The sequence below is a fragment of the Rossellomorea sp. QJM3NY_18 genome, from assembly GCF_056173145.1.
On sequence record NZ_CM149659.1, the window covers coordinates 3700442 to 3720946 of the forward strand.

The 20505-nt window shown below is 43.5% G+C and carries 19 protein-coding genes and 1 other RNA gene; 3 read left to right on the plus strand and 17 right to left on the minus strand.

Annotation, left to right across the window (positions count from 1 at the left end):
• Positions 1-272: 272 nt before the first annotated feature.
• The 7 genes from AC0VXY_RS19205 to AC0VXY_RS19235 all read right to left on the minus strand — a co-directional run bounded on the left by AC0VXY_RS19205 (position 273) and on the right by AC0VXY_RS19235 (position 6623).
• Positions 273-1796 (minus strand): multicopper oxidase family protein, encoded by a 1524-nt coding sequence (locus AC0VXY_RS19205; protein ID WP_475526195.1) that lies wholly within the window; start codon positions 1794-1796, stop codon positions 273-275.
• Positions 1797-1862: 66 nt separating this feature from the next.
• Positions 1863-2099 (minus strand): SHOCT domain-containing protein, encoded by a 237-nt coding sequence (locus tag AC0VXY_RS19210; protein ID WP_435989307.1) that lies wholly within the window; start codon positions 2097-2099, stop codon positions 1863-1865.
• A 212-nt stretch (positions 2100-2311) separates the two neighbouring features.
• Positions 2312-2593 (minus strand): glutaredoxin family protein, encoded by a 282-nt coding sequence (locus AC0VXY_RS19215; protein WP_475526196.1) that lies wholly within the window; start codon positions 2591-2593, stop codon positions 2312-2314.
• Between the two features lie 28 nt (positions 2594-2621).
• Positions 2622-5078: a heavy metal translocating P-type ATPase gene (locus tag AC0VXY_RS19220; protein ID WP_475526197.1), complete on the minus strand. Its 2457-nt coding sequence runs from the start codon at positions 5076-5078 to the stop codon at positions 2622-2624.
• Between the two features lie 15 nt (positions 5079-5093).
• Positions 5094-5309 carry a heavy-metal-associated domain-containing protein gene (locus AC0VXY_RS19225; RefSeq protein ID WP_435989304.1) on the minus strand — a complete coding sequence of 72 codons (216 nt, stop codon included), beginning with the start codon at positions 5307-5309 and terminating at the stop codon, positions 5094-5096.
• Between the two features lie 22 nt (positions 5310-5331).
• Positions 5332-5793, minus strand: coding sequence for a CopY/TcrY family copper transport repressor (locus tag AC0VXY_RS19230; RefSeq protein WP_475526198.1), 462 nt, complete (start codon positions 5791-5793; stop codon positions 5332-5334).
• A gap of 239 nt (positions 5794-6032) precedes the next feature.
• Entirely contained in the window at positions 6033-6623 is a 591-nt protein-coding gene (locus tag AC0VXY_RS19235) for a DUF1541 domain-containing protein (RefSeq protein ID WP_435989302.1), read from the minus strand.
• A 208-nt stretch (positions 6624-6831) separates the two neighbouring features.
• Here AC0VXY_RS19235 and AC0VXY_RS19240 point away from each other — a divergent pair, with 208 nt between their 5' ends.
• Together AC0VXY_RS19240 and AC0VXY_RS19245 are read left to right on the plus strand one after the other, a co-directional pair.
• The gene (locus AC0VXY_RS19240) at positions 6832-8193 is read left to right on the plus strand and encodes a sensor histidine kinase (protein WP_475526199.1); all 1362 of its coding nucleotides are present in this window, start codon (positions 6832-6834) and stop codon (positions 8191-8193) included.
• Positions 8194-8212: 19 nt separating this feature from the next.
• Complete coding sequence (locus AC0VXY_RS19245) at positions 8213-8899, plus strand: response regulator transcription factor (protein WP_435989300.1); 687 nt, start codon at positions 8213-8215, stop codon at positions 8897-8899.
• 51 nt (positions 8900-8950) lie between these two features.
• Here the strand turns inward: AC0VXY_RS19245 and AC0VXY_RS19250 are convergent, their stop codons facing one another.
• Complete coding sequence (locus AC0VXY_RS19250) at positions 8951-9277, minus strand: four-helix bundle copper-binding protein (protein ID WP_475526200.1); 327 nt, start codon at positions 9275-9277, stop codon at positions 8951-8953.
• A 287-nt stretch (positions 9278-9564) separates the two neighbouring features.
• Between AC0VXY_RS19250 and AC0VXY_RS19255 the strand changes: the two genes are divergently transcribed.
• On the plus strand, positions 9565-9972 hold the full coding sequence (locus tag AC0VXY_RS19255; protein WP_475526201.1) for an LAGLIDADG family homing endonuclease: 408 nt from the start codon (positions 9565-9567) through the stop codon (positions 9970-9972).
• A 449-nt stretch (positions 9973-10421) separates the two neighbouring features.
• Here AC0VXY_RS19255 and ssrA read toward each other — a convergent pair.
• From ssrA to AC0VXY_RS19300, 9 genes are all read right to left on the minus strand, one after another.
• Positions 10422-10762: a transfer-messenger RNA gene (gene ssrA / locus AC0VXY_RS19260) on the minus strand.
• A gap of 158 nt (positions 10763-10920) precedes the next feature.
• Positions 10921-11391 carry an SsrA-binding protein SmpB gene (smpB, locus tag AC0VXY_RS19265; protein WP_044338267.1) on the minus strand — a complete coding sequence of 157 codons (471 nt, stop codon included), beginning with the start codon at positions 11389-11391 and terminating at the stop codon, positions 10921-10923.
• A gap of 121 nt (positions 11392-11512) precedes the next feature.
• Entirely contained in the window at positions 11513-13852 is a 2340-nt protein-coding gene (gene rnr, locus AC0VXY_RS19270) for a ribonuclease R (protein ID WP_475526202.1), read from the minus strand.
• 27 nt (positions 13853-13879) lie between these two features.
• On the minus strand, positions 13880-14626 hold the full coding sequence (locus AC0VXY_RS19275; protein ID WP_475526203.1) for an alpha/beta hydrolase: 747 nt from the start codon (positions 14624-14626) through the stop codon (positions 13880-13882).
• Positions 14627-14947: 321 nt separating this feature from the next.
• Entirely contained in the window at positions 14948-15175 is a 228-nt protein-coding gene (gene secG / locus AC0VXY_RS19280; protein WP_060672588.1) for a preprotein translocase subunit SecG, read from the minus strand.
• A gap of 451 nt (positions 15176-15626) precedes the next feature.
• Complete coding sequence (gene eno, locus AC0VXY_RS19285) at positions 15627-16919, minus strand: phosphopyruvate hydratase (protein WP_060672587.1); 1293 nt, start codon at positions 16917-16919, stop codon at positions 15627-15629.
• Between the two features lie 13 nt (positions 16920-16932).
• On the minus strand, positions 16933-18468 hold the full coding sequence (gpmI, locus tag AC0VXY_RS19290; RefSeq protein ID WP_475526204.1) for a 2,3-bisphosphoglycerate-independent phosphoglycerate mutase: 1536 nt from the start codon (positions 18466-18468) through the stop codon (positions 16933-16935).
• Positions 18461-19225 carry a triose-phosphate isomerase gene (gene tpiA, locus AC0VXY_RS19295; RefSeq protein WP_435989295.1) on the minus strand — a complete coding sequence of 255 codons (765 nt, stop codon included), beginning with the start codon at positions 19223-19225 and terminating at the stop codon, positions 18461-18463. The genes gpmI and tpiA overlap by 8 nt, the downstream gene beginning before the upstream one ends.
• A gap of 60 nt (positions 19226-19285) precedes the next feature.
• Positions 19286-20470 carry a phosphoglycerate kinase gene (locus tag AC0VXY_RS19300; protein ID WP_475526205.1) on the minus strand — a complete coding sequence of 395 codons (1185 nt, stop codon included), beginning with the start codon at positions 20468-20470 and terminating at the stop codon, positions 19286-19288.
• Between the last annotated feature and the right edge of the window lie 35 nt (positions 20471-20505).

Below are 20505 nucleotides of genomic sequence, written 5' to 3' on the forward strand. Positions count from 1 at the left end.
AAATTTCGACGCATTTTATTCACAGAACGGTAACAATGTTGGAAAGAATTGCTCAATGGACAAAAAAATAACTCTCAACGTTATCTGAGAATAACATTGAGAGCGGTTTATAGGTTGATTATTTAGAATATTAGTAATCATCACTTATAAAATGTGAGCTGATTTTAAAATTTTTTTATAGTACCATTATGCCAATAAAACATTCATTTCTTATATATCTGTACCCTCAGGGAACGTTTTTTCCTATCTTTTAGTAAATCTGAATGATTGATTCAGTTAGGCTGATTCTCCTCTTCCCCGCCTAACTCAAACGGTGAATATACTCCTTCATAATCGACGATCGTCACCATTCCCCTGGCAGCATGATTGTTATCATGGCAATGGAATAACCATTCTCCCACATTATCGGCTTTAAAATAAATCACATATTCCTCGCCTGGTTTTACATGAATCAAATCTTTGACAATCGGCTTTTCAAATTCTTTTCCGTTCTTGGATTCCACCTGGAAACGATGACCATGAAGGTGCATGGGATGATTCATCCTGCCTTTATTTCTTAATGTGACTTTTACGATGTCCCCTTCTTCCACCTTGATAGGCGGTGTATCGGGAAAGGTTTTATCGTTGATTTGAAAGGACATGCCTTCTCCCATTGACATGCCCATGCTTAGATCCATGTCATAGGTAACATCGGGCTCAGGGGTTTTGTCGAAAATTAGTTCTTCACTCCCATATGAAATTCCTTTCGCAGTACTTGCTTCCCTTGCAAGTGACGCTTCTTGACCGGGATGAGCCTCATTCGAAACAACTGGCAGGATCATGTCTTCTGCGTGGTCTGTATTCTGTTCCTGACCAATGAACACCGTATCTTGATCGGGCTTCGTGAATTCCACATCCACTCTTTCACCAGGTGCAATTTCAAGAACATTGGTTTTATTATCTTCAGAGACCACTCTTTCTGCATCATTCGCAATCACCTTCATCGATCCCTCCGGAAAGACCAGCCGATGAACCTGGTATCCGGCATTCACGAATCTCAACCTTGCTTTTTCGCCCGCTTCCATCACAAGGGGTTCAATAGCCTTTCCTGATTTCCCGTTCACGGTAAAGGTATCGTACATTTGTTTCGTATCTGCTTCACCGTCCCCAGACATGGCTCCCTTCATCATTCCTCCCATATTGGTGATGTCTTCTTTTTCTTGATCTACTGCCCACTCATCGAGGATGAAGACTTCATCCTTCTTATAGTCTTTTTCCTTTTCTTCCACAATGAACGATCCATATAATCCTTTGTCGACCTGTACGGAGCTTTGTTGGTGGGAATGATACCAATACGTACCCGCATCATTTGCAATAAATTCGTAGGTAAAGCTTTCCCCCGGCTGAACAGCATCTTGAGTCAAACCTGGGATCCCATCCATTTTATTTGGCAACAGGACGCCGTGCCAGTGAATGGTAACCGGGACATCAAGCTCGTTCTTAAGCTTTACTTGTACAAAATCTCCTTCCGTAACACGAATGGATTTTCCAGGAACCGTCCCATTATAAGTCCAAGCATCCACTTTTTTACCCTCACTGATCTGCCACTCCATATTCTGAGCCGTTAATTCGAATTTTTTGACATGGCGGTCACCTTTTTCTTGTGCGCTAACGTCTAATATACTTGTCTCCCCGTCCGTCACTCCCTTAGGCAAGGTCATTTCCCCGCTTTTATACCAGGGTGATTGAAGAAACACTATCACTCCGATTGCCACTAATAAAGTAATGAGTATGCTTCCAATAACTTTTCTTTTCATCGCTGCCTCTCCTAACCGTTTGTCGTACCAACCAATTTTTCAAGTAGAATCGCTTCTCTAAGGTTATTACTCTTGGATTTTCCGTTTAAGTCGTTCGTATTCTTCTTCTGTTATTTCCCCTTTTGCCAGTCGGTCCTTTAATACACTCAATGAATGACGATTTGCCTTGTCCGTCGGGTTGTTCTCTTTCGGCGTCTTCGACCTCATCATCCAAATGAATACCCCCACAATCGCTACGATCAATATGATAAAAAGAAAGCCGGTTCCAAAAAATCCGCCGCCCATTCCTCCACCATTCATCATAGAATCATCTCCTTTTTGTTTTTTATCCCCTATACCCATTATGGTATTATTTATAACAAAAACCTCATGCAGTATCTTGGAGACTCCTTTATTCTTTCTTCCCCATAAACGTGCAAATTTAATGAAGAAAATAACTAAAAAAAAAATCAGAAATGCCCCTGATCATCTACTGGACATTTCTGATTTGTTTATAGGATCCCTCTGCGTCAGAGCTATTTCAACCTTAGTAATTGCTTGATTTCTTCTTTATTATTCTCAAACCCAATCAAATTCTTTACGACTCTTTTTTTACCGAATATCCCTTTTTTATAGAAAGCAAATGAAGGAACGATCCTGGATCCGGATATTTCCTTAAGTTCCTTTTCGAACCTTTCATCTTCTCCTACGTTCTTATGGACATACTTGATGTTCTGTGCATTCAGGTATTCTTTAGCGGCTTGACAGTCGGAACAGGTGGGTCTGGTGTAAAGTTCTACTTCAAGGTCATGACTCATGGTATTCTAAAGCTCCTTTCATCAAGAACTACGTTTCTGATGGTTTGAATCTTTTCAGGCGAAGGGCGTTCAGCAACACGGATACGGAGCTGAAGCTCATGGCCGCTCCTGCTATCATTGGGTTTAGTAACGGTCCGCCGAACAGATACAAGATCCCCATGGCAATGGGAATACCGAGGATGTTATAGCCAAATGCCCAGAAAAGATTCTGCTTGATGTTCCTTATGGTCGCTTTACTCAGTTCAACGGCTGTCGGTACGTCCATTAGATCACTTCTCATGAGGACGATGTCTGCCGACTCCATCGCCACGTCCGTACCGGAGCCGATGGCGATCCCGATATCAGCCTGCGCAAGGGCCGGGGCGTCATTGATCCCGTCCCCGACCATGGCCACTTTCCTGCCTTCTTCCTGAAGCTTCTTGACTTCATTTGCTTTGTCTTCAGGCAGTACTTCACTCAGTACGCGGTCAATCCCTACTTCTCTTGCGATCGCTTCCGCCGTCCGCTTGTTGTCTCCCGTGATCATGGCCACTTGGAGCCCCATCCTGTGAAGCTTTTCAATGGCTTTGAAACTCGTTTCTTTCACCGTATCGGCAACGGCGATGATGCCCGCAATCTCTTCTTCGACGGCGATGTACATCGGCGTTTTCCCCTCTGCTGCCAACCGGTCCGACACTTCCGCCAATTTACCGACATCGACATCATTTTCGTCCATCAGCTTACGGTTTCCGAGGAGGAGATCGTCTCCTTCGACCGTCACTTCAATTCCCTGTCCCGTGATGGCGTCAAAGAAGTCAGTCTTACGCAGGGTCAATCCTCTCTCTTCCGCTTCTCGGACAATCGCTTCTCCAAGGGGATGCTCAGATCCCTTTTCAGCTGAAGCAGCAAGAATCAGGAGTTCTTCCTCTAAAAAGCCTTCTGCCATCACGATATCCGTCACGACAGGCTTACCTTCCGTGATGGTACCGGTCTTATCAAACACGATGGTGTCTATTTTGTGGGTCGTTTCAAGGGCTCCACCGCTTTTAATGAGGACGCCATTTTCAGCGCCTTTTCCCGTACCGACCATGATGGCTGTAGGTGTCGCGAGTCCAAGAGCACAAGGACAGGCGATGACGAGAATCGAAATGGCAATCGTAAAGGCAAAGAGGCCTGATTCTCCTGAAACATACCAGGCGAGCCCGGATAGAATGGCAAGAACGATGACGATGGGCACAAAATAACCTGAAATCACATCCGCCATTTTAGCAATGGGGGCCTTTGAGCCCTGAGCATCTTCCACCAGCTTGATGATCTGGGATAATGCTGTATCTTTTCCTACTTTCGTCGCCTCGTATCGGATGGTTCCATTTTTGTTGATGCTCGCACCGATGACGTTCGAACCCGACGTTTTCTCAACAGGGATACTTTCCCCGGTGAGCATTGCTTCATCGACGGATGTTTTTCCTTCTGTCACTACTCCATCCACCGGTATCTTCTCACCGGGTTTTACGATGATGATATCCCCGACTTCCACTTCTTCGACCGATATTTCGACCTCTGCTCCATCTCTTACGACAGTGGCTGTTTTAGGGGCAAGCCCCATCAGTTTCTTGATCGCTTCAGACGTTTTCCCTTTGGAAAGGGCCTCGAAATATTTCCCTAATGTAATGAGGGTGAGGATGACGGCTGCCGATTCAAAATAAAGGTTCTGCGCATACCGTTCACTGCCTGCCATGATCATGATGCTTGCAAACAAACTATAGAAGAATGCTGCCCCCGTTCCGAGGGCCACCAATGAATCCATATTGGGATGGCGTTTTGAAAGCGTCTTAAACCCTACGGTGAAAAATGGTTTCCCCATCGCTACGACAGGAACGGTAAGAACAAGTTGTATCAATGCAAATCCAGATGGGTTCACCATCGGATCGATCGCATCGGGCAGTGGCATGCCGAACATATGCCCCATGGAAACCAGGAGCAAGGGAACGGTGAAGACAGCTGAAACCCAGAAGCGTTTCCACATGGTCCTGATGTGCTGCTCTTTCTTATCCCTGTCTTCATCTACTGAATCCTCTGAGTCCATCTCCTCCTGTGCCCCGTATCCGGCGTCGGAAACCGCCCCCTTGATATCAGACACGGTAACGACGGAGGGATCGTACTCAATGACCATTTTCTCTGTAGCCATATTGACCGTCGAATCCTTAACGCCATCCAATTTTCTTGTCGCCTTTTCAACCGATTGCACACAGGATGCGCACGTCATGCCCGTCACGCTGAAGGTCTTTTTCTCCATTTCTGTGACTGCTCTATAACCTGCGTCATCCACGGCTTGCTTGATTTCTTCAAGGGAGAGCTCATTTTCATCATAGGTTATATTCAATTTCTCCGTTGCAAGATTTACGTTTGCTTGTTGAACACCAGCCAGTTTCTTCGTTGCTTTCTCAACAGCCTGTGAACAAGAGGCACATGTCATTCCTTCGATGTTCAATGTTTTTTCTGTCATTGTGCTAGCCACCTTTTATTTTGCAGGTTCTGTTTGATATCCCGCATCAGACACCGCTCTACTTAAACTGTCTGGTGATTGCTTCGATTCGTCATACTTCACCTTAGCCGCACCATTCTCGAGATCAACTTTGGCTTTTTCTACTCCGTCCAGTTCGTTTAAGACCGTCTCTACTTTTTTCACACAATTCCCACATGTCATTCCAGATACGTTTAATAATGTTTTTTCCATTGCAAAAACACTCCTTTAATTTTTAATGATGGCATTTCATGCCGTGATCTTTTTTGCAGGTACACTGTCCTGGTACGCAATTACATGCGATTTCATCGACAGCATCCCTTTTCTTGGTTTGTAAAACTTGTTCAAGAAGGGCGATATCATCATGGCTCAGCGTTGCCTCTCCAATCAGGTCGGCAATCGTTTTCCCCACCGCCCGGCTGCATATATGGGTGAATAATCCTGACTTCAGTGTTTTGAGGCTTTCTTTCTCGCTGACTCCCGGCCTGTAAATGAACCGGTTTCCGATTTTTTCGGTTGTCAGCATCCCTTTTTTGACCAGGCGCCCAATAAAGGTTTTCGTCGTTGCCGGTTTCCACTCTTTCTTTTCCTGCAGGACAGCACTTATTTCCTTGCTGGTCACCTCTTTGAGCGTCCAGACAACTCTCATCACTTCCCACTCAGAATCCGTGATTTCCGGTTTTTCTTCTTTGGGCAAGTCTACCACTCCTTCATGTTTACATTTGTAATCGATTTATATTTATAGTTTACAACTGTAATCGATTATAGTCAACAGATAAAGTTGGAATTAATTAAAAATGGGCTTGTGTCCTTATCCTGTGTATATATTGTGTACCACTGGCGGTATTCTATAAACTCCTTCCTTATTAAAACGAAAATATGCCGTTGGTCAAAAAAGAGATGATTCGTAAAAGATACGGTCATCTCTTTTTTCTATTATTCAACTGGTGATAATTCGCTCTCAGTGACCCATTTGTGATTCTTTACTTCTTCTCCACCTGTAGTAGGTGTGTAATCTACCATATAAACCGTCATCTTCTCAGCAGAGTCAATGGTAGCCGTTGCCCCTTTCATCCCCTTCATATGATCGGCATTCAAGACCACCTTTTCTCCAGGTTTATACGGTTGATCACCATAGTCTTTCAGTTCTTCATGAATGACCCATTTATGGTCCTCCACTTTCTCTCCACCAGTGGTTGGTGTATAGGTAACCGTATAAACAACCGTGTCGTAAGCCCCTGTAATGGTTGCTTCTGCATCCTTCATACCTTTCATATGATCAGCCTTTATGATGGCTTTGCTTCCTACTTCATATTTTGGGCTTGATGCTTCTTTCAATCCCTCTGGTACTTCTTCCGAACCTGAGTGATTCATATCACCATGGTCCATACCATCCATTTCTTCGGACTTCTCCGTCTCATTATCATTATTTGCTTTATTCTCATCTTGATTATTTGAACAAGCACTCAACATGAGAAACAGAGCAGTAACGATAAATAGGAACCATTTTCTTCTATGTTGTTTCATAGGTAGTACCTCCTTGAGTCATTTCTTTTAAAATTTTACCCAGCAAATATGCAAATTATATGGAGAACAAACATTTTCAAGACAGCTTTTTTAGGGTATCGTATTGAGTACTCAATTAAGCGAATTTAAGTAGAAGGGATAATATGCATACTTTTTTCATATTTTTCCCCTAAACTAAACAAAGAAATGTATAAATGGGGTTGCCGATATGAATAAGATTTCAATCAAGTTAGCCGCTTACTTTACGATTGCCGTATTCATCATGGAAGGTTTATTAATGTTATACCTCCATGACAATATTATTGATGTACGGGTCCAGGAGGAATTTCAATCCATCCTTTCCCGGGGAAACAGCCATCGGGATGTATTAGAGGATCGTTATTCAACTACTACCTTGCATCATATTGCGCTCATGGAATCAAAAACCGAAACCGAAGTGGTGATTACAGATAAAAATCATCACGTTATTATCAGTTCGAAGAAATTAACAAAAGGAATGAGAGAGCTCATTAATGATAGCCCCCGATCTTTGCCCCGCGGAGGAAGGGTGATTGAAGCAAATTGGAAGGATATGAATTATTTGGCCACTGTTACAGCTTTTGAGAAGGATGGCAACGAAGGTTATGTTTATATGTTTAAAAGCGCATCTCCCTTACGGAACTTAATCAGTAAACTAAATGGACACTTTCTTCTTGCAGGAATCATGAGTCTCATCATATTAGCAGGTATCCATTTTCTTCTATCCAAAATGTTGACACGACCACTAATTAGAATGAAGCAAGCCACTGAAGAATTGAGCAAAGGGAATTTCGAAGTCAAGCTACCTCACTTGGGAAAAGATGAACTAGGGGAACTGGCAGCATCAATCAAAACTCTAGCCAATGATTTAGAGACCATTCAACACAACCGTTCTGAATTTCTGGCCACTATTTCTCACGAGCTGAGAACCCCGTTGACCTATGTTCTTGGATACACGAATGTCTCTCTTCGAGACGAAATCCCGGAAACTGAAAGAAAAGAGTATTTAACGATCATACAGGAAGAATCAAAAACCATTGTCACATTAATCGATAACCTATTTGAACTTGCCAAAATCGATGAGAATAACTTTTCCATCCACCAGGAAGAGATACAATCATTGCCATACTTCCAAAAAATCATTAAAAAAATCACTCCTGCTTTCAAAAGCCGGGAAATGGATTTAATCCTTTCTGTTAAGGACCCCTTTTCATTCCATGCGGACCCGATCCGTCTGGAACAAATCATCATGAATCTTTTAGATAACTCCTTGAAATATTCAAAGCCAGGTTCAACAACAAGTGTCACAGCCCGACAACAAGGAACTGACAAGTTGTCTCTTACAATCAACGATCAAGGCATAGGGATTCCTACTGATGAGCTTTCCAGGGTATTTAACAGATTACACCGGGTAGAGAAATCACGTTCTAGGGAATTTGGAGGTTCCGGTCTCGGTTTATCCATCGTAAAGGAGCTCGTGGAGGCTCACGGCGGAAACATCTCGATCGAAAGTGAACCGGATAAGGGGACATCAATCAATATCATAATGTAATGCCTGGAGGTTTGAACTTATGAACACCATTTTATTAATAGATGACGAAACAAAGATGTTGAATCTATTGGAACTTTATCTCACTCCTCACGATTATTCGTGTATAAAGAAGAATAACGGCTATGATGCGATTCAATATATGAAAAACCATCCCGTAGACCTAATCATTTTAGACATTATGATGCCGGAACTGAATGGCTTTCATACCTGTGAAAAAATAAGGAAGTTTTCCACTGTTCCCATCATCATGTTGACTGCCAGGGGGGAGAAGGATGACATCGTGAAGGGGTTAAATGTAGGGGCGGATGACTACATTACCAAGCCTTTTGACGAAGAGGAACTTGTCGCACGGGTAAATGCCCTTTTCAGAAGAAAAACCTGTTATGAGCAAATAGAAGATTCGGAACAACTAACCAGGGGCGGTTTCACATTGGATGGACATACCTATACGCTAAAGTATGAAAATCAAATTCTTTCCTTAACCTTAAAGGAATACAATATCCTGCATTCCTTGATGAAGAATACTGACCGCGTATATACCAGGGAACAACTCCTTCTGATGGTATGGGATATCAATTCCAAAACCGACATCAGAACCGTCGATTCACATATCAGGAATCTGAGGGATAAATTAAAAAAAGCCGGATTCCCAATCGAGAACCATTTGAAAACAATCTGGGGCATCGGGTACCAGTGGAAAATATAAACCTACATAAAAAGAAGTGAAGACAATAGGATTGTCTCCACTTCTTTTTGATTACGCGATTTTTTTACATTCTTCTGCACAATTGAAGCAGGCATCCGCACATTTTTGACAATGATCATGATCATGCTTCTTACATTCTTCACCGCATGTTTCACAAATCTTCGCACACACTTGGGCGAGTTCAGCCGCAAATGGCGTCCCTCTTACTAAGGATTGTTCTAAGTATGCACAAATATCCGCACATTCACGATCTAACCTGATACAATCTTTCATCATGTTGACATCTTCTTCTTTTAAACAAGAATCGTAACAGTGGTTACAAGCTTCCATACATTCATGCAGTGCTTTAATGGCAGATTGATACTTTTCATGTGACATGTTATTTTCCTCCTTGAGATAAGTTAGTTTCTACACCTATACTATATCCACTTAAAATGTCATTAAACGGATAATCCATGTTTTTATTGGTTGTGACAGATATAGTTCAAACTGCATAAATTCTGCAAAAGTATTGGGTAAATAAAAAATTTAAGGGATTGAACTATTTTAAGTATCCGCTATTTGTGCAGATATAGGCGAAAAAAGAAATTTAGGTTGGTTAGAATTTATGTAAATAGAGGAATAGTACAAAAGGTATATAAATTAATTTATAGGAGTTGTTTATCATGGAGGATTGGGAGGCAGCTTATTTAGCTGGAATTATTGATGGAGAAGGTTCCATAACACTGACACGCATGCATGACAAAGAGCACAGACGCCCCTGCATTACTATCGCCTCTACTGATTATGAACTTTTAGAATATCTTCAAATACTAACTAACGGTCAAATTACAAAAAAGAAGAACTACAATCCTGATCGTCACCTTAATTCATACACACTTTCAATCAAGGCAAAGAATCAAGTTCTATATGTATTAAAGTTAATTTTCCCATTCCTAAGGGTTATAAAAAAGAAGAAACGAGCAGCCTGGATTCTTGATCATTATGATCGAGTAACGGTTAGAAACGGAAAGTATAATCCGGATAATTTAAAACAAAAGGTGACTTTTGAAGAAGAGTTTTTCAAATTATAAAATGTTATTGAGGAAACCTTTTCCACAATAATTGAACTAAAAAACCATGTTTATGCCAAACAGCAATAACATGGTTTCACTTTTTTAAAATTAAGAGGTTAATATTCAAAGGCCCTCGTATGGCTAGATAAAATAAAAACCACCAAATATGTATTTGGTGGAGACGGTGGGACGTGCACTTCCATGCTTTCGACATGGCACTGACTATATCTTGAACCTTGTGTAGTTTCAGGTCCTTTGGCGTATTATGCGAAATATAAATTTATCTGCTGAGAGATAGGATTCCGCATCCTAGTACTACCGAACTTCGGCAGCCTATAAGTCGATACACGGCTGTTGGATTGCTCCACATACCGCTCGGCATTGCCTTATCACACTGGGTGTGACTTAGGTTTCACCGATAAAGCCAAATTTTCACTTATGTGTTACCACATAAGGCGACTATGAACTAATCGAACCCACGTCCAGAAACATCGCCACTTAAGCGTCTACGAGCGTAGTCGATATATTCGCAAGTTCGCTACAGCTTCTGCCTATCGACGGGCGTCCGTGTAGCTAGTCTGATTGGTCTCTTCCTTTGTCCTCAGACGGTGGACTCCGGCGTAGCCTACTAAGAGTGAGTCCCTTACCCTACCACATAGGCGATGGAGGGAGGAACAGCTAAAGCGCTATTACGCAGCTAAAGCTAGGTTATTGTTAGTTTTGCCAGTTATTATTGGCTTTGGCGTTTTAACGTAGACGACCCCTACGGCTCGCGACCTAAGCTCGAACTATCCCTGTCGAATCCGTAACGTCCCCATGATAGAAAGGGAAGAACGGGAAAGAATAAGTTCAGCGTGTAAGTCACTTATTCAATTGTTCTTACAGCCGCGTAATTACCTCGCGACATATACTAGTATAACAAATCCTGAGATAATTGCAAATGCCAGATTCCGGAAATCTGTAGTATTACATTCCTTTTTGGCGCTGAGCCAGTTCCCTTTGGATGGAACGATTCGCTTCTTTACGCTTCAAGTCTTCGCGTTTATCATACTTCTTCTTACCACGTGCCAGTCCGATCAGAAGCTTTGCCACACCGTTTTTAATGTATAGCTTCAGGGGAACGATTGAATACCCGGCTTCCTTTGAATCACCGATCAGTTTGTTGATTTGCTTCTTATGAAGCAGCAGCTTACGTGTTCTAAGCGGCTCATGATTAAAACGATTTCCCTGCTCATATGGACTGATATGCATATTATGAACGAAGATTTCTCCATTTTGAACACGGGCAAAGGAATCCTTCAAGTTCACACGGCCTCCCCGGATCGCTTTGATCTCTGTCCCCTGGAGCACCAGTCCCGCTTCGTAAGTTTCTTCTACGGCATAGTCATGCCTCGCTTTTTTATTTTGGGCAATAAGCTTGCCTTCTCCCTTTGGCATTGGAATCCCCCTAGTCATTTCCGTCAGTTTACTCATTATTATCTCATATTTTTAAGAAAAATTGTATCGTTACACGTTGAAAGGAAAAGGAGCAAAGGATGTCCCATTGCTCCTGAACCTGTTACTTCTTCTTTTTACGTTTGCTTCGAGGTGCATTTTCAAAGTGCTTCTTATTCGTCTTTTTCTTCTTGTTGCTTGGTTTACGGGTCGACCATTCTCCGTCCTTTTTATTGGATGAAGACCGATCCGATTTCCCTCGGTTTGATTTTCCTTGATCTGTCGAAAACGAACGGACCCGGCCTTCGCGCTCTTTGCGCTTCCCTTTCATGCCGACGATTTCGAAATCAATGGCACGCTCATCTTTATTGACGCTTACGACACGAACCGTGATTTCATCACCAATCCGGAATACATTGGCAGTCCTTTCACCGATCATGGCAAGATGGCGTTCATCAAACCGGTAGTAATCGTCCGTCATATAGCTTACATGGACAAGACCCTCAATGGTGTTCGGCAATTCGACGAACAGCCCGAAATTCGTAACGGAGCTGATGATTCCGTCGTATTCCTCTCCCACTTTGTCTTCCATATACTCTGCTTTTTTCAGTTCATCGGTTTCACGCTCTGCGTCCACTGCACGGCGCTCACGGCTTGATGTGTGTTCCGCGATATGCCCCATTTGAGCACCCCATTTTTCACGGGTGGCCTGATCCACTTTCCCCTCGATCAAGTACGTTCTGATCAAACGATGTACGATCAAGTCAGGATAACGACGGATTGGAGATGTGAAATGAGTATAGAACTCAGTCGCGAGTCCGAAGTGCCCAAGGCTTTCAGGATCGTATTTCGCCTGTTGCATGGAACGAAGCATCATCGTCGAAACGACCATTTCTTCCGGTTCACCCTGTACGTCTTCGACTATTTCCTGAAGGGCACGGGGATGGATGCTATTAGCTGTACCTTTTACAATCAAACCGAAATTGGTGATGAACTCGAAGAAGCGCTGAAGCTTATCTTCTTTCGGATCTTCATGGATACGGTAGATGAATGGCACTTCCATCCAGTGGAAATGCTCGGCAACCGTCTCATTCGCCACCAACATGAATTCTTCGATCAGCTTCTCTGCCACTGAGCGTTCACGAAGGACGACATCCGTCGGTTCCCCTTCTTCATTCACCAGCACTTTCGCTTCTTTGAAATCAAAGTCGATCGCCCCGCGCTTCATCCGTTTTGTACGAAGAACCTGAGCCAGGTCCTCCATCTCCTCGAACATCGGCACCAAAGGCTCATATTTCGTGCGTAACTCTTCGTCTTTATCGACAAGGATCTTGTTTACATCTGAATAGGTCATTCGCTCGGTCGTTTTAATGACACTCTGGAAGATTTCATGTTTCACGACATCGCCTTCAGGTGAAATTTCCATGTCACAAGATAAGGTTAAACGATCAACTTTTGGATTAAGGGAACAAATCCCGTTCGATAAACGATGCGGAATCATCGGGATGACCCGGTCTACGAGATAGACCGACGTTCCCCTATCGAATGCTTCCTGATCAATCGGGGAGCTTTCTTTGACATAGTACGTGACGTCTGCAATATGTACTCCAAGCTTGTAGTTCCCGTTGGCAAGTTTCGTCACCGTTACGGCATCATCCAGATCCTTGGCGTCTGCACCATCAATCGTGACGATGGTCTGATCCCGAAGATCTTTCCGGTTCGGAATTTCCGATTCGTCGATTTCACTTGGCACCTTGTTCGCCTGATCCATAACCTCTTCAGGAAATTCAACGTCAATCCCGTGCTTATGGATGATTGAAAGAATATCAACTCCCGGATCATTTTTATGACCGAGGATTTCGATGACTTCCCCTTCAGCACTCTTGCGTCCCTCAGGATATGACGTCAACTTTACGACGACCTTATGACCTTCTGCCGCTCCCATCTGGGCAGATTTCGGGATGAAGACGTCACTGGCAAACTTCTTATCATCGGGGATGACAAAACCGAAATGCTTGCTCTCCGTGAACGTACCAACCATTTGATCGACACCGCGTTCGACGATCCGGACGACGGTCCCTTCTCTTCTTGAACCTGAAGAAGAGGTTGAAACCCTTACTAATACAATATCGCCATGCATGGCGTTATTCGTTTCATTAGGAGGGATGAAGATATCGTCCATCCCGGACTCTTCCGGTATCACAAACGCAAATCCTTTTGCATGAGCGGATACTTTCCCTCTTACCAGATTCATTTTTTCAGGCAGGCCGTAGCGATTGCTTCTTGTACGTACGACGAGCCCTTTTTCTTCCATTACGACAAGTGCTTTGACAAAGTCTTTGAAGTTCGTGGACCCTTCAATTCCGAATGCTTCTTCTAGCTCCTGTACCGTCAATGGCTTGTAAGCTTCTTCCTTCATATAGGAAAGGAGCCTATCCACATGCCCTTTAATATTTTCGTCCATGACAATCCCTCCTGATCATCGAATTCATCAAACCGTCCAATCCAATTTCTCCAAGAAACCGTAGACGTCTTCATGAAGCTGTTCTTTTTCTTTATCCAAAGTAATGACATGACCGGACTCTTCGTACCACTTGATCTCTTTCTCATCCGACTCGACGTTGTCGTAAATGATATTCGCAGAATCCGTATTGATCATATGATCATGTCTTGCCTGTACGACGAACGTCGGTGAATAGATCATGTCCACGTTTTCACGTACATCTGCAATCAATTCCTGCAGGGACTTCAATGTATTCATCGGCGTTTTCTTAAATTCTTCTATTTCTTTTTCAATTTGGTCTTCCGGTTTTCCTTCAAACTTTTTAAATTCACGGGCGTAATCAACAACCCCATTATACATCACGTCTTCACTTTTTATATACATTGGCGCACACATAGGGACAATACCCTTTACAGGTACAGTGTAACCTAATTTAAGAGAAAATACCCCTCCTAGAGAAAGGCCTGCAACCGCAATCTCCTCGTACCCCTTGCTCTTTAAATGCTCATAGCCTTCCATGACATCCTTCCACCAATCTTCAGGCCCTGTATGGACCAACTCCTCCGGTGGAACGCCGTGTCCTTTATAGTGGGGTGCGTGAGATGAATAGCCCTTCTTTTCCAAGTAGCGTCCAAGCATCCGGACATCTGCTGAATTCCCCGTGAATCCGTGAAGCAACAAGACGGCTCTTGGACCTGCTTCGAATGTGAATGGTTTAGGTAATACGGTTTTCATCGTACATGACTCCTTTAATCTTAATTTAAACAAACGTTTGATTAGTATCCAGAAACCTTAGTTTTAAAGGCTTCATCTTATTAAACGGTTGTTTAGATGATTTTCGTATGTAATCGGATGTTTGTGGATTTTTTGTTAAACAAACGTTTGATTAGTAGCTGAGAAACTTGATGTTACAGGCTCCATTCTATTAAACGATCGTTTAGTCCACTCTTCCTCTCTATTTTTAGCAAACATCGGTCTGACAATCCAATATTCCGCTTATAAAATCAGTCTGATAAATAAAAAAACCTGACCTTAATGATCAGGTTTTTGTTCGTATTAGATAGCTACGATGGCGATGGTTAGTACGAAGAATAGTACCGATAATACGATTGTGATTCTGTGCAGTACTAAGTCAATCCCACGAGCTTTTTGTTTCCCGAAAAGTTGTTCTGCACCACCAGAGATGGCCCCTGAAAGTCCAGCACTTTTACCTGATTGAAGTAATACAAGAGCAATAAGTGCAATGGATACAATAATAAGTAAAGTGACGAGTATTGTGTGCATGAGTCCCACCTCCTGATACGAACATAACATTACTACTAGTTTACCATAGGAAAGAGGGACTGGACAAGGTAATATTATTTGAATTGTGGAAAGAGTTGGTACGGGAACAGTGGTTATCGGCGGACGGAGTGATGGGTTAAATTGTTAAACGGCTGGATTCCTTGCGTTTTCGGCCGGATTCTCCATTGATTCGGCTGGATTCTCTCCTAAAACCGCTGGATTCTACTCAAAAACGGCCGGATTATCATCAAAACTGGCTGGATTCCATTCAAATGAAGAGTCGGACATCCCTGGAAAGAGTATGTATCTCCAATCATTCTTAAAAACCAAATCAAACACCATCCAAAAGCGTCCGCACCCCTCCCCAATCGACAGGACACCCCTCAATAACCACCCCAAAACCAAAAAAACAACCCCGTCCAAAGACGGGGCTGCCTCTCTTCAATCGCGATTAGCGATTAACATTATAGAATGTTTTCGCTCCAAGATATTGAGCTGTGTGAGCCAATTGATCTTCGATGCGAAGTAGTTGGTTGTATTTTGCTACGCGGTCTGTACGTGATGGTGCACCTGTTTTGATTTGACCAGCGTTTGTTGCAACAGCGATGTCAGCGATTGTGCTGTCTTCTGTTTCACCAGAACGGTGAGAGATGACGGCTGTGTAACCAGCGCGTTTCGCCATTTCAATCGCGTCGAAAGTTTCAGTCAGTGTACCGATTTGGTTCACTTTGATCAGGATCGAGTTACCGATACCTTGTTCGATACCTTGAGAAAGCTTCGTCGTGTTTGTAACGAACAGGTCATCCCCTACTAATTGAACCTTGTTACCGATACGGTCAGTCAGTAGTTTGAAACCATCCCAGTCGTTTTCGTCAAGACCGTCTTCGATGGAGATGATTGGGTATTTGTTGCACATTTCTTCGTACCAATCAACCATTTCTGCGGACGTACGAACGACGCCTTCGCCAGAAAGATGATACTTACCGTCTTCTTTGTTGTAGATTTCAGAAGCTGCTACGTCCATTGCAAGAAGAACTTCTTCTCCAGGCTTGTAACCGGCTTTTTCGATTGCTTCGATGATGGTAGAAAGTGCCTCTTCATTTGATTTAAGGTTTGGAGCGAATCCACCTTCGTCACCAACTGCAGTGTTGTAACCTTTTGATTTAAGAACTGATTTCAGGCTATGGAAAATTTCAGCACCCATGCGAAGACCTTCTTTGAAAGTAGGAGCTCCTACAGGCATTACCATGAATTCCTGGATGTCTACGTTGTTATCAGCATGCTCTCCACCATTAACGATGTTCATCATTGGTACTGGAAGCTGCTTCGCGTTGAAACCACCAAGGTATTGGTATAATTCAACTCCGAAGAAGTCAGCAGCTGCGCGTGCAACCGCCATGGATACACCAAGGATTGCGTTGGCACCTAATTTACCTTTGTTTTCTGTACCGTCAAGAGCAATCATCGCCTGGTCGATCGCTACTTGTTCTGTCACGTCGTATCCGATGATTTCTTCAGCAATTTCGTTGTTTACATTATCGACTGCATTTTGTACCCCTTTACCAAGGTAGCGGTCTTTATCTCCGTCACGAAGTTCAACTGCTTCATATTCACCAGTTGACGCTCCAGATGGAACAAGTGCGCGTCCGAAAGCACCTGATTGTGTGTAAACTTCTACTTCAATTGTTGGGTTACCGCGTGAATCCAATACTTCACGTGCATATACGTCTGTAATAAATGGCATTTAGAATCTCTCCTTATTTTTTAATTAATGATGTTCCAGTCATTTCGTCTGGTTGATTGACATTCAATATATCTAACATGGTTGGGGCAAGGTCGCCGAGTTTTCCACCGTCACGAAGCTCAATTCCTTCTTTTGTCACGATGACAGGAACAGGGTTCGTTGTGTGAGCCGTCATTGGCTTGCCTTCTTCGGTCAGTACTTCATCTGCATTCCCGTGGTCTGCTGTAATGATGGCTGTACCGCCTTTTTCAGTGATGAGGTCGATGATCTTCCCTAGACATTCATCCACTGTTTCAATTGCTTTGATCGTTGGCTCAAGCATGCCTGAGTGACCGACCATATCAGGGTTGGCAAAGTTCAGGATGATGGCATCCTGACGATCTTCACGAATCTCTTCAAGTAGTGCGTCCGTTACTTCGTACGCACTCATTTCAGGCTTCAAGTCATACGTTGCCACTTTAGGAGAATCAATCAGAATCCGTTTCTCACCAGGGAATTCCGCTTCACGTCCACCGCTCATAAAGAACGTGACGTGTGGATATTTCTCTGTTTCGGCGATGCGCAATTGCTTCAGTCCGTTTTGAGAAAGGACTTCGCCAAGGGTGTTATCAAGGTTTGTTGGTTTGAAGGCAACAAATCCATTCACTGTTTCACTAAACTTTGTTAAGCATACAAAGTGAAGATCTTTCGGTGATTTATCCCCGCGTTCAAATGAACGGAAATCTGCATTCGCAAATGTATTCGAAATTTGGATGGCACGGTCCGGACGGAAGTTGTAGAAAATGACGGCATCTTCGTCTTTGATCGTTGCGACCGGCTCTCCGTTTTCTTTTGTAATGACAGATGGAATCACGAATTCGTCATGGATTCCATTTTCATACGAATCATTTACCAGTTCGATTGGATCCTGATAGCTTGGGCCTTCACCATATACCATGGCACGGTAGGATTTCTCCACTCGTTCCCAACGCTTATCGCGGTCCATTGAATAGTAACGACCTGAAATCGTCGCGAATTGTCCGACGCCGATTTCCTTCATTTTTGCTTCGGCGTCTTCAATATACTTCTTCGCCGTTTGAGGGCCGACGTCTCGACCGTCAAGGAAGGCATGGACATACACATCTTTCATTCCTTCTTTGGCCGCTAAACCTAAGAGGGCATAAAGATGCTCGATATGGCTGTGCACTCCGCCATCCGAAAGCAGTCCGAAGATATGAAGATTCGTGCCTTTTTCTTTTGCATGATTGATGGCATCCAGGAATGTGGTATTCTGTTCGAATTCCCCTTCACGGATGGCCAGGTTCACACGCGTCAAGCTTTGATACACGATACGTCCTGCACCGATATTCAAGTGACCCACTTCGGAGTTCCCCATTTGACCTTCAGGGAGTCCCACAGCTTCGCCACAGGCAGTCAGTTGATTATGAGGATATTGATTCCACAGGCGGTCAAAGTTTGGCTTGTTTGCCTGAGCGACCGCATTTCCTTCTTTCACATCACGGAAGGCAAAGCCGTCCAGGATGATTAATGCTACTGGAGACTTACTCATTGTTACTAGCACCTTCTAACAATTGAAGGAAGCTTTGTGGTTCAAGGCTTGCTCCACCTACAAGGGCACCATCGATATCAGATTGAGCCATGTATTCTTTGATGTTAGCAGGCTTTACACTACCGCCGTATTGGATGCGCACGGCATCTGCCGCTGTTTCAGAGAATTCTCCTGCAACCACTTGACGGATGTGGGAACATACTTCGTTCGCATCTTCCGCAGTAGACGATTTACCAGTACCGATTGCCCAGATTGGCTCATAAGCAATGACCGTTTGTTTCACTTGATCTTCAGAAAGACCTGCAAGTGCTTTTTTCACTTGAGTTCCGACAAGTTCCTTTGTTTCATTGTTTTCGCGTTGTTCTAGTGTTTCACCTACACAAACGATCGGTGTTAAACCGTGTTTGAAGGCAGCAAGAGTCTTCTTGTTCACTGACTCATCTGTTTCGTTGAACATTTCACGACGTTCAGAGTGTCCAAGGATGACATATTGTACACCTAAGTCAGAAAGTGCTACAGGACTTACTTCTCCTGTGAACGCTCCGTTCTCTTCAAAGTGCATGTTTTGAGCACCTACAGCCACTTTAGAATCCTTTGTCAAGTTCACTAGGGTTTCTAAAAATAGGGCTGGTGAACAAATGACAGAATCTACTACTTCCTGATCAGGCACTAATCCTTTTACTTCTTCAGTAAAGGATTTAGCTTCTCCAAGCGTTTTGTTCATTTTCCAGTTACCTGCAATAATCGGTTTACGCATAGTCCTCATCCTTTCTGGTATTAAATCGTTTCTACAAAATTGTTGGTCTTTGAGAAGCGATTATTTATCGTTAAGAGCCACTACTCCAGGAAGTTCTTTTCCTTCCATGAATTCGAGTGATGCTCCACCACCTGTAGAAATATGACTCATCTTATCAGCATAGCCGAACTTTTCAACGGCTGCTGCAGAGTCACCGCCACCGATAACAGAATATGTATCTGTTGCATCGGCTAACGCCTCCGCTACGGCTTTCGTTCCATTTGCAAATGTTTCTAATTCGAATACACCCATCGGTCCGTTCCAGATGACAAGCTTAGAATCTTTGATCGTATCCTGGAATAGAGCTCTCGTCTTAGGTCCGATATCAAGTGCTTCCCAATCTGAAGGGATCGAATCGATATCCACTTCTTTCGTATTTGCATCATTTGAGAAGTCATCAGCAACGACTACATCAACAGGCATAAGGAATTTGACGCCTTTTTCTTCTGCTTTTTTCATGAATTGCTTCGCTAAATCAATTTTATCTTCTTCAAGAAGGGATTTCCCTACTTCATGGCCTTGAGCTTTCACAAATGTGTAAGCAAGTCCTCCGCCGATGATCAGGTTGTCCACTTTATCTAACAGGTTGTCGATGACACCGATTTTGTCTTTGACTTTCGCTCCACCGACGATGGCTGTGAATGGGCGTTCAGGGTTGGATAGGGCTTTTCCTAATACGTCAAGCTCTTTCTCCATCAGTAGTCCTGCTACAGCCGGAAGGTGTTTCGCCACTCCTTCAGTGGAAGCATGTGCACGGTGAGCAGCACCAAATGCATCGTTCACATAAAGGTCAGCCAGCGCTGCAAATCCTTTCGCAAGCTCAGGATCATTCTTCGTTTCACCAGGATAGAAGCGAACGTTTTCCAGTACAAGAACGTCACCTTCAGACATGTCGCCGATCTTTGATTGAACAGCGTCACCATAAGCTTCGTCTGCTTTGACTACATTTTTCCCGAGAAGTTCGGAAAGTCTTTCAGCCACAGGTGTCAAGCGCAGTTCTTCCACCACTTCACCTTTCGGACGGCCTAAGTGACTAGCCAGAATGACCTTTGCTCCGCCGTCTACTAGATACTTGATCGTAGGGAGAGCAGCTTGAATGCGGGTTTCATCTGTGATTTTGCCTTCTGACATCGGTACATTGAAGTCCACACGGCAAAATACGCGTTTCCCTCGTACATCGACATCTTTAATCGACTTTTTGTTCATCGTGAAAGGCCTCCTTTGGTTTTCAATTTCTACAT

Excerpts from the sequence above, each read along its gene's own strand:
- AC0VXY_RS19300 (WP_475526205.1), bottom strand. The coding sequence starts at position 20,470 with ATGAACAAAAAGTCGATTAAAGATGTCGATGTACGAGGGAAACGCGTA.
- AC0VXY_RS19210 (WP_435989307.1), bottom strand. The coding sequence starts at position 2,099 with ATGATGAATGGTGGAGGAATGGGCGGCGGATTTTTTGGAACCGGCTTT.
- gpmI (WP_475526204.1), bottom strand. The coding sequence starts at position 18,468 with ATGAGTAAGTCTCCAGTAGCATTAATCATCCTGGACGGCTTTGCCTTC.
- AC0VXY_RS19275 (WP_475526203.1), bottom strand. The coding sequence starts at position 14,626 with ATGAAAACCGTATTACCTAAACCATTCACATTCGAAGCAGGTCCAAGA.
- AC0VXY_RS19220 (WP_475526197.1), bottom strand. The coding sequence starts at position 5,078 with ATGACAGAAAAAACATTGAACATCGAAGGAATGACATGTGCCTCTTGT.
- AC0VXY_RS19225 (WP_435989304.1), bottom strand. The coding sequence starts at position 5,309 with ATGGAAAAAACATTATTAAACGTATCTGGAATGACATGTGGGAATTGT.
- AC0VXY_RS19235 (WP_435989302.1), bottom strand. The coding sequence starts at position 6,623 with ATGAAACAACATAGAAGAAAATGGTTCCTATTTATCGTTACTGCTCTG.
- AC0VXY_RS19255 (WP_475526201.1), top strand. The coding sequence starts at position 9,565 with ATGGAGGATTGGGAGGCAGCTTATTTAGCTGGAATTATTGATGGAGAA.
- tpiA (WP_435989295.1), bottom strand. The coding sequence starts at position 19,225 with ATGCGTAAACCGATTATTGCAGGTAACTGGAAAATGAACAAAACGCTT.
- secG (WP_060672588.1), bottom strand. The coding sequence starts at position 15,175 with ATGCACACAATACTCGTCACTTTACTTATTATTGTATCCATTGCACTT.
- AC0VXY_RS19215 (WP_475526196.1), bottom strand. The coding sequence starts at position 2,593 with ATGAGTCATGACCTTGAAGTAGAACTTTACACCAGACCCACCTGTTCC.
- AC0VXY_RS19245 (WP_435989300.1), top strand. The coding sequence starts at position 8,213 with ATGAACACCATTTTATTAATAGATGACGAAACAAAGATGTTGAATCTA.
- eno (WP_060672587.1), bottom strand. The coding sequence starts at position 16,919 with ATGCCATTTATTACAGACGTATATGCACGTGAAGTATTGGATTCACGC.
- smpB (WP_044338267.1), bottom strand. The coding sequence starts at position 11,391 with ATGCCAAAGGGAGAAGGCAAGCTTATTGCCCAAAATAAAAAAGCGAGG.
- rnr (WP_475526202.1), bottom strand. The coding sequence starts at position 13,852 with ATGGACGAAAATATTAAAGGGCATGTGGATAGGCTCCTTTCCTATATG.
- AC0VXY_RS19205 (WP_475526195.1), bottom strand. The coding sequence starts at position 1,796 with ATGAAAAGAAAAGTTATTGGAAGCATACTCATTACTTTATTAGTGGCA.
- AC0VXY_RS19240 (WP_475526199.1), top strand. The coding sequence starts at position 6,832 with ATGAATAAGATTTCAATCAAGTTAGCCGCTTACTTTACGATTGCCGTA.
- AC0VXY_RS19250 (WP_475526200.1), bottom strand. The coding sequence starts at position 9,277 with ATGTCACATGAAAAGTATCAATCTGCCATTAAAGCACTGCATGAATGT.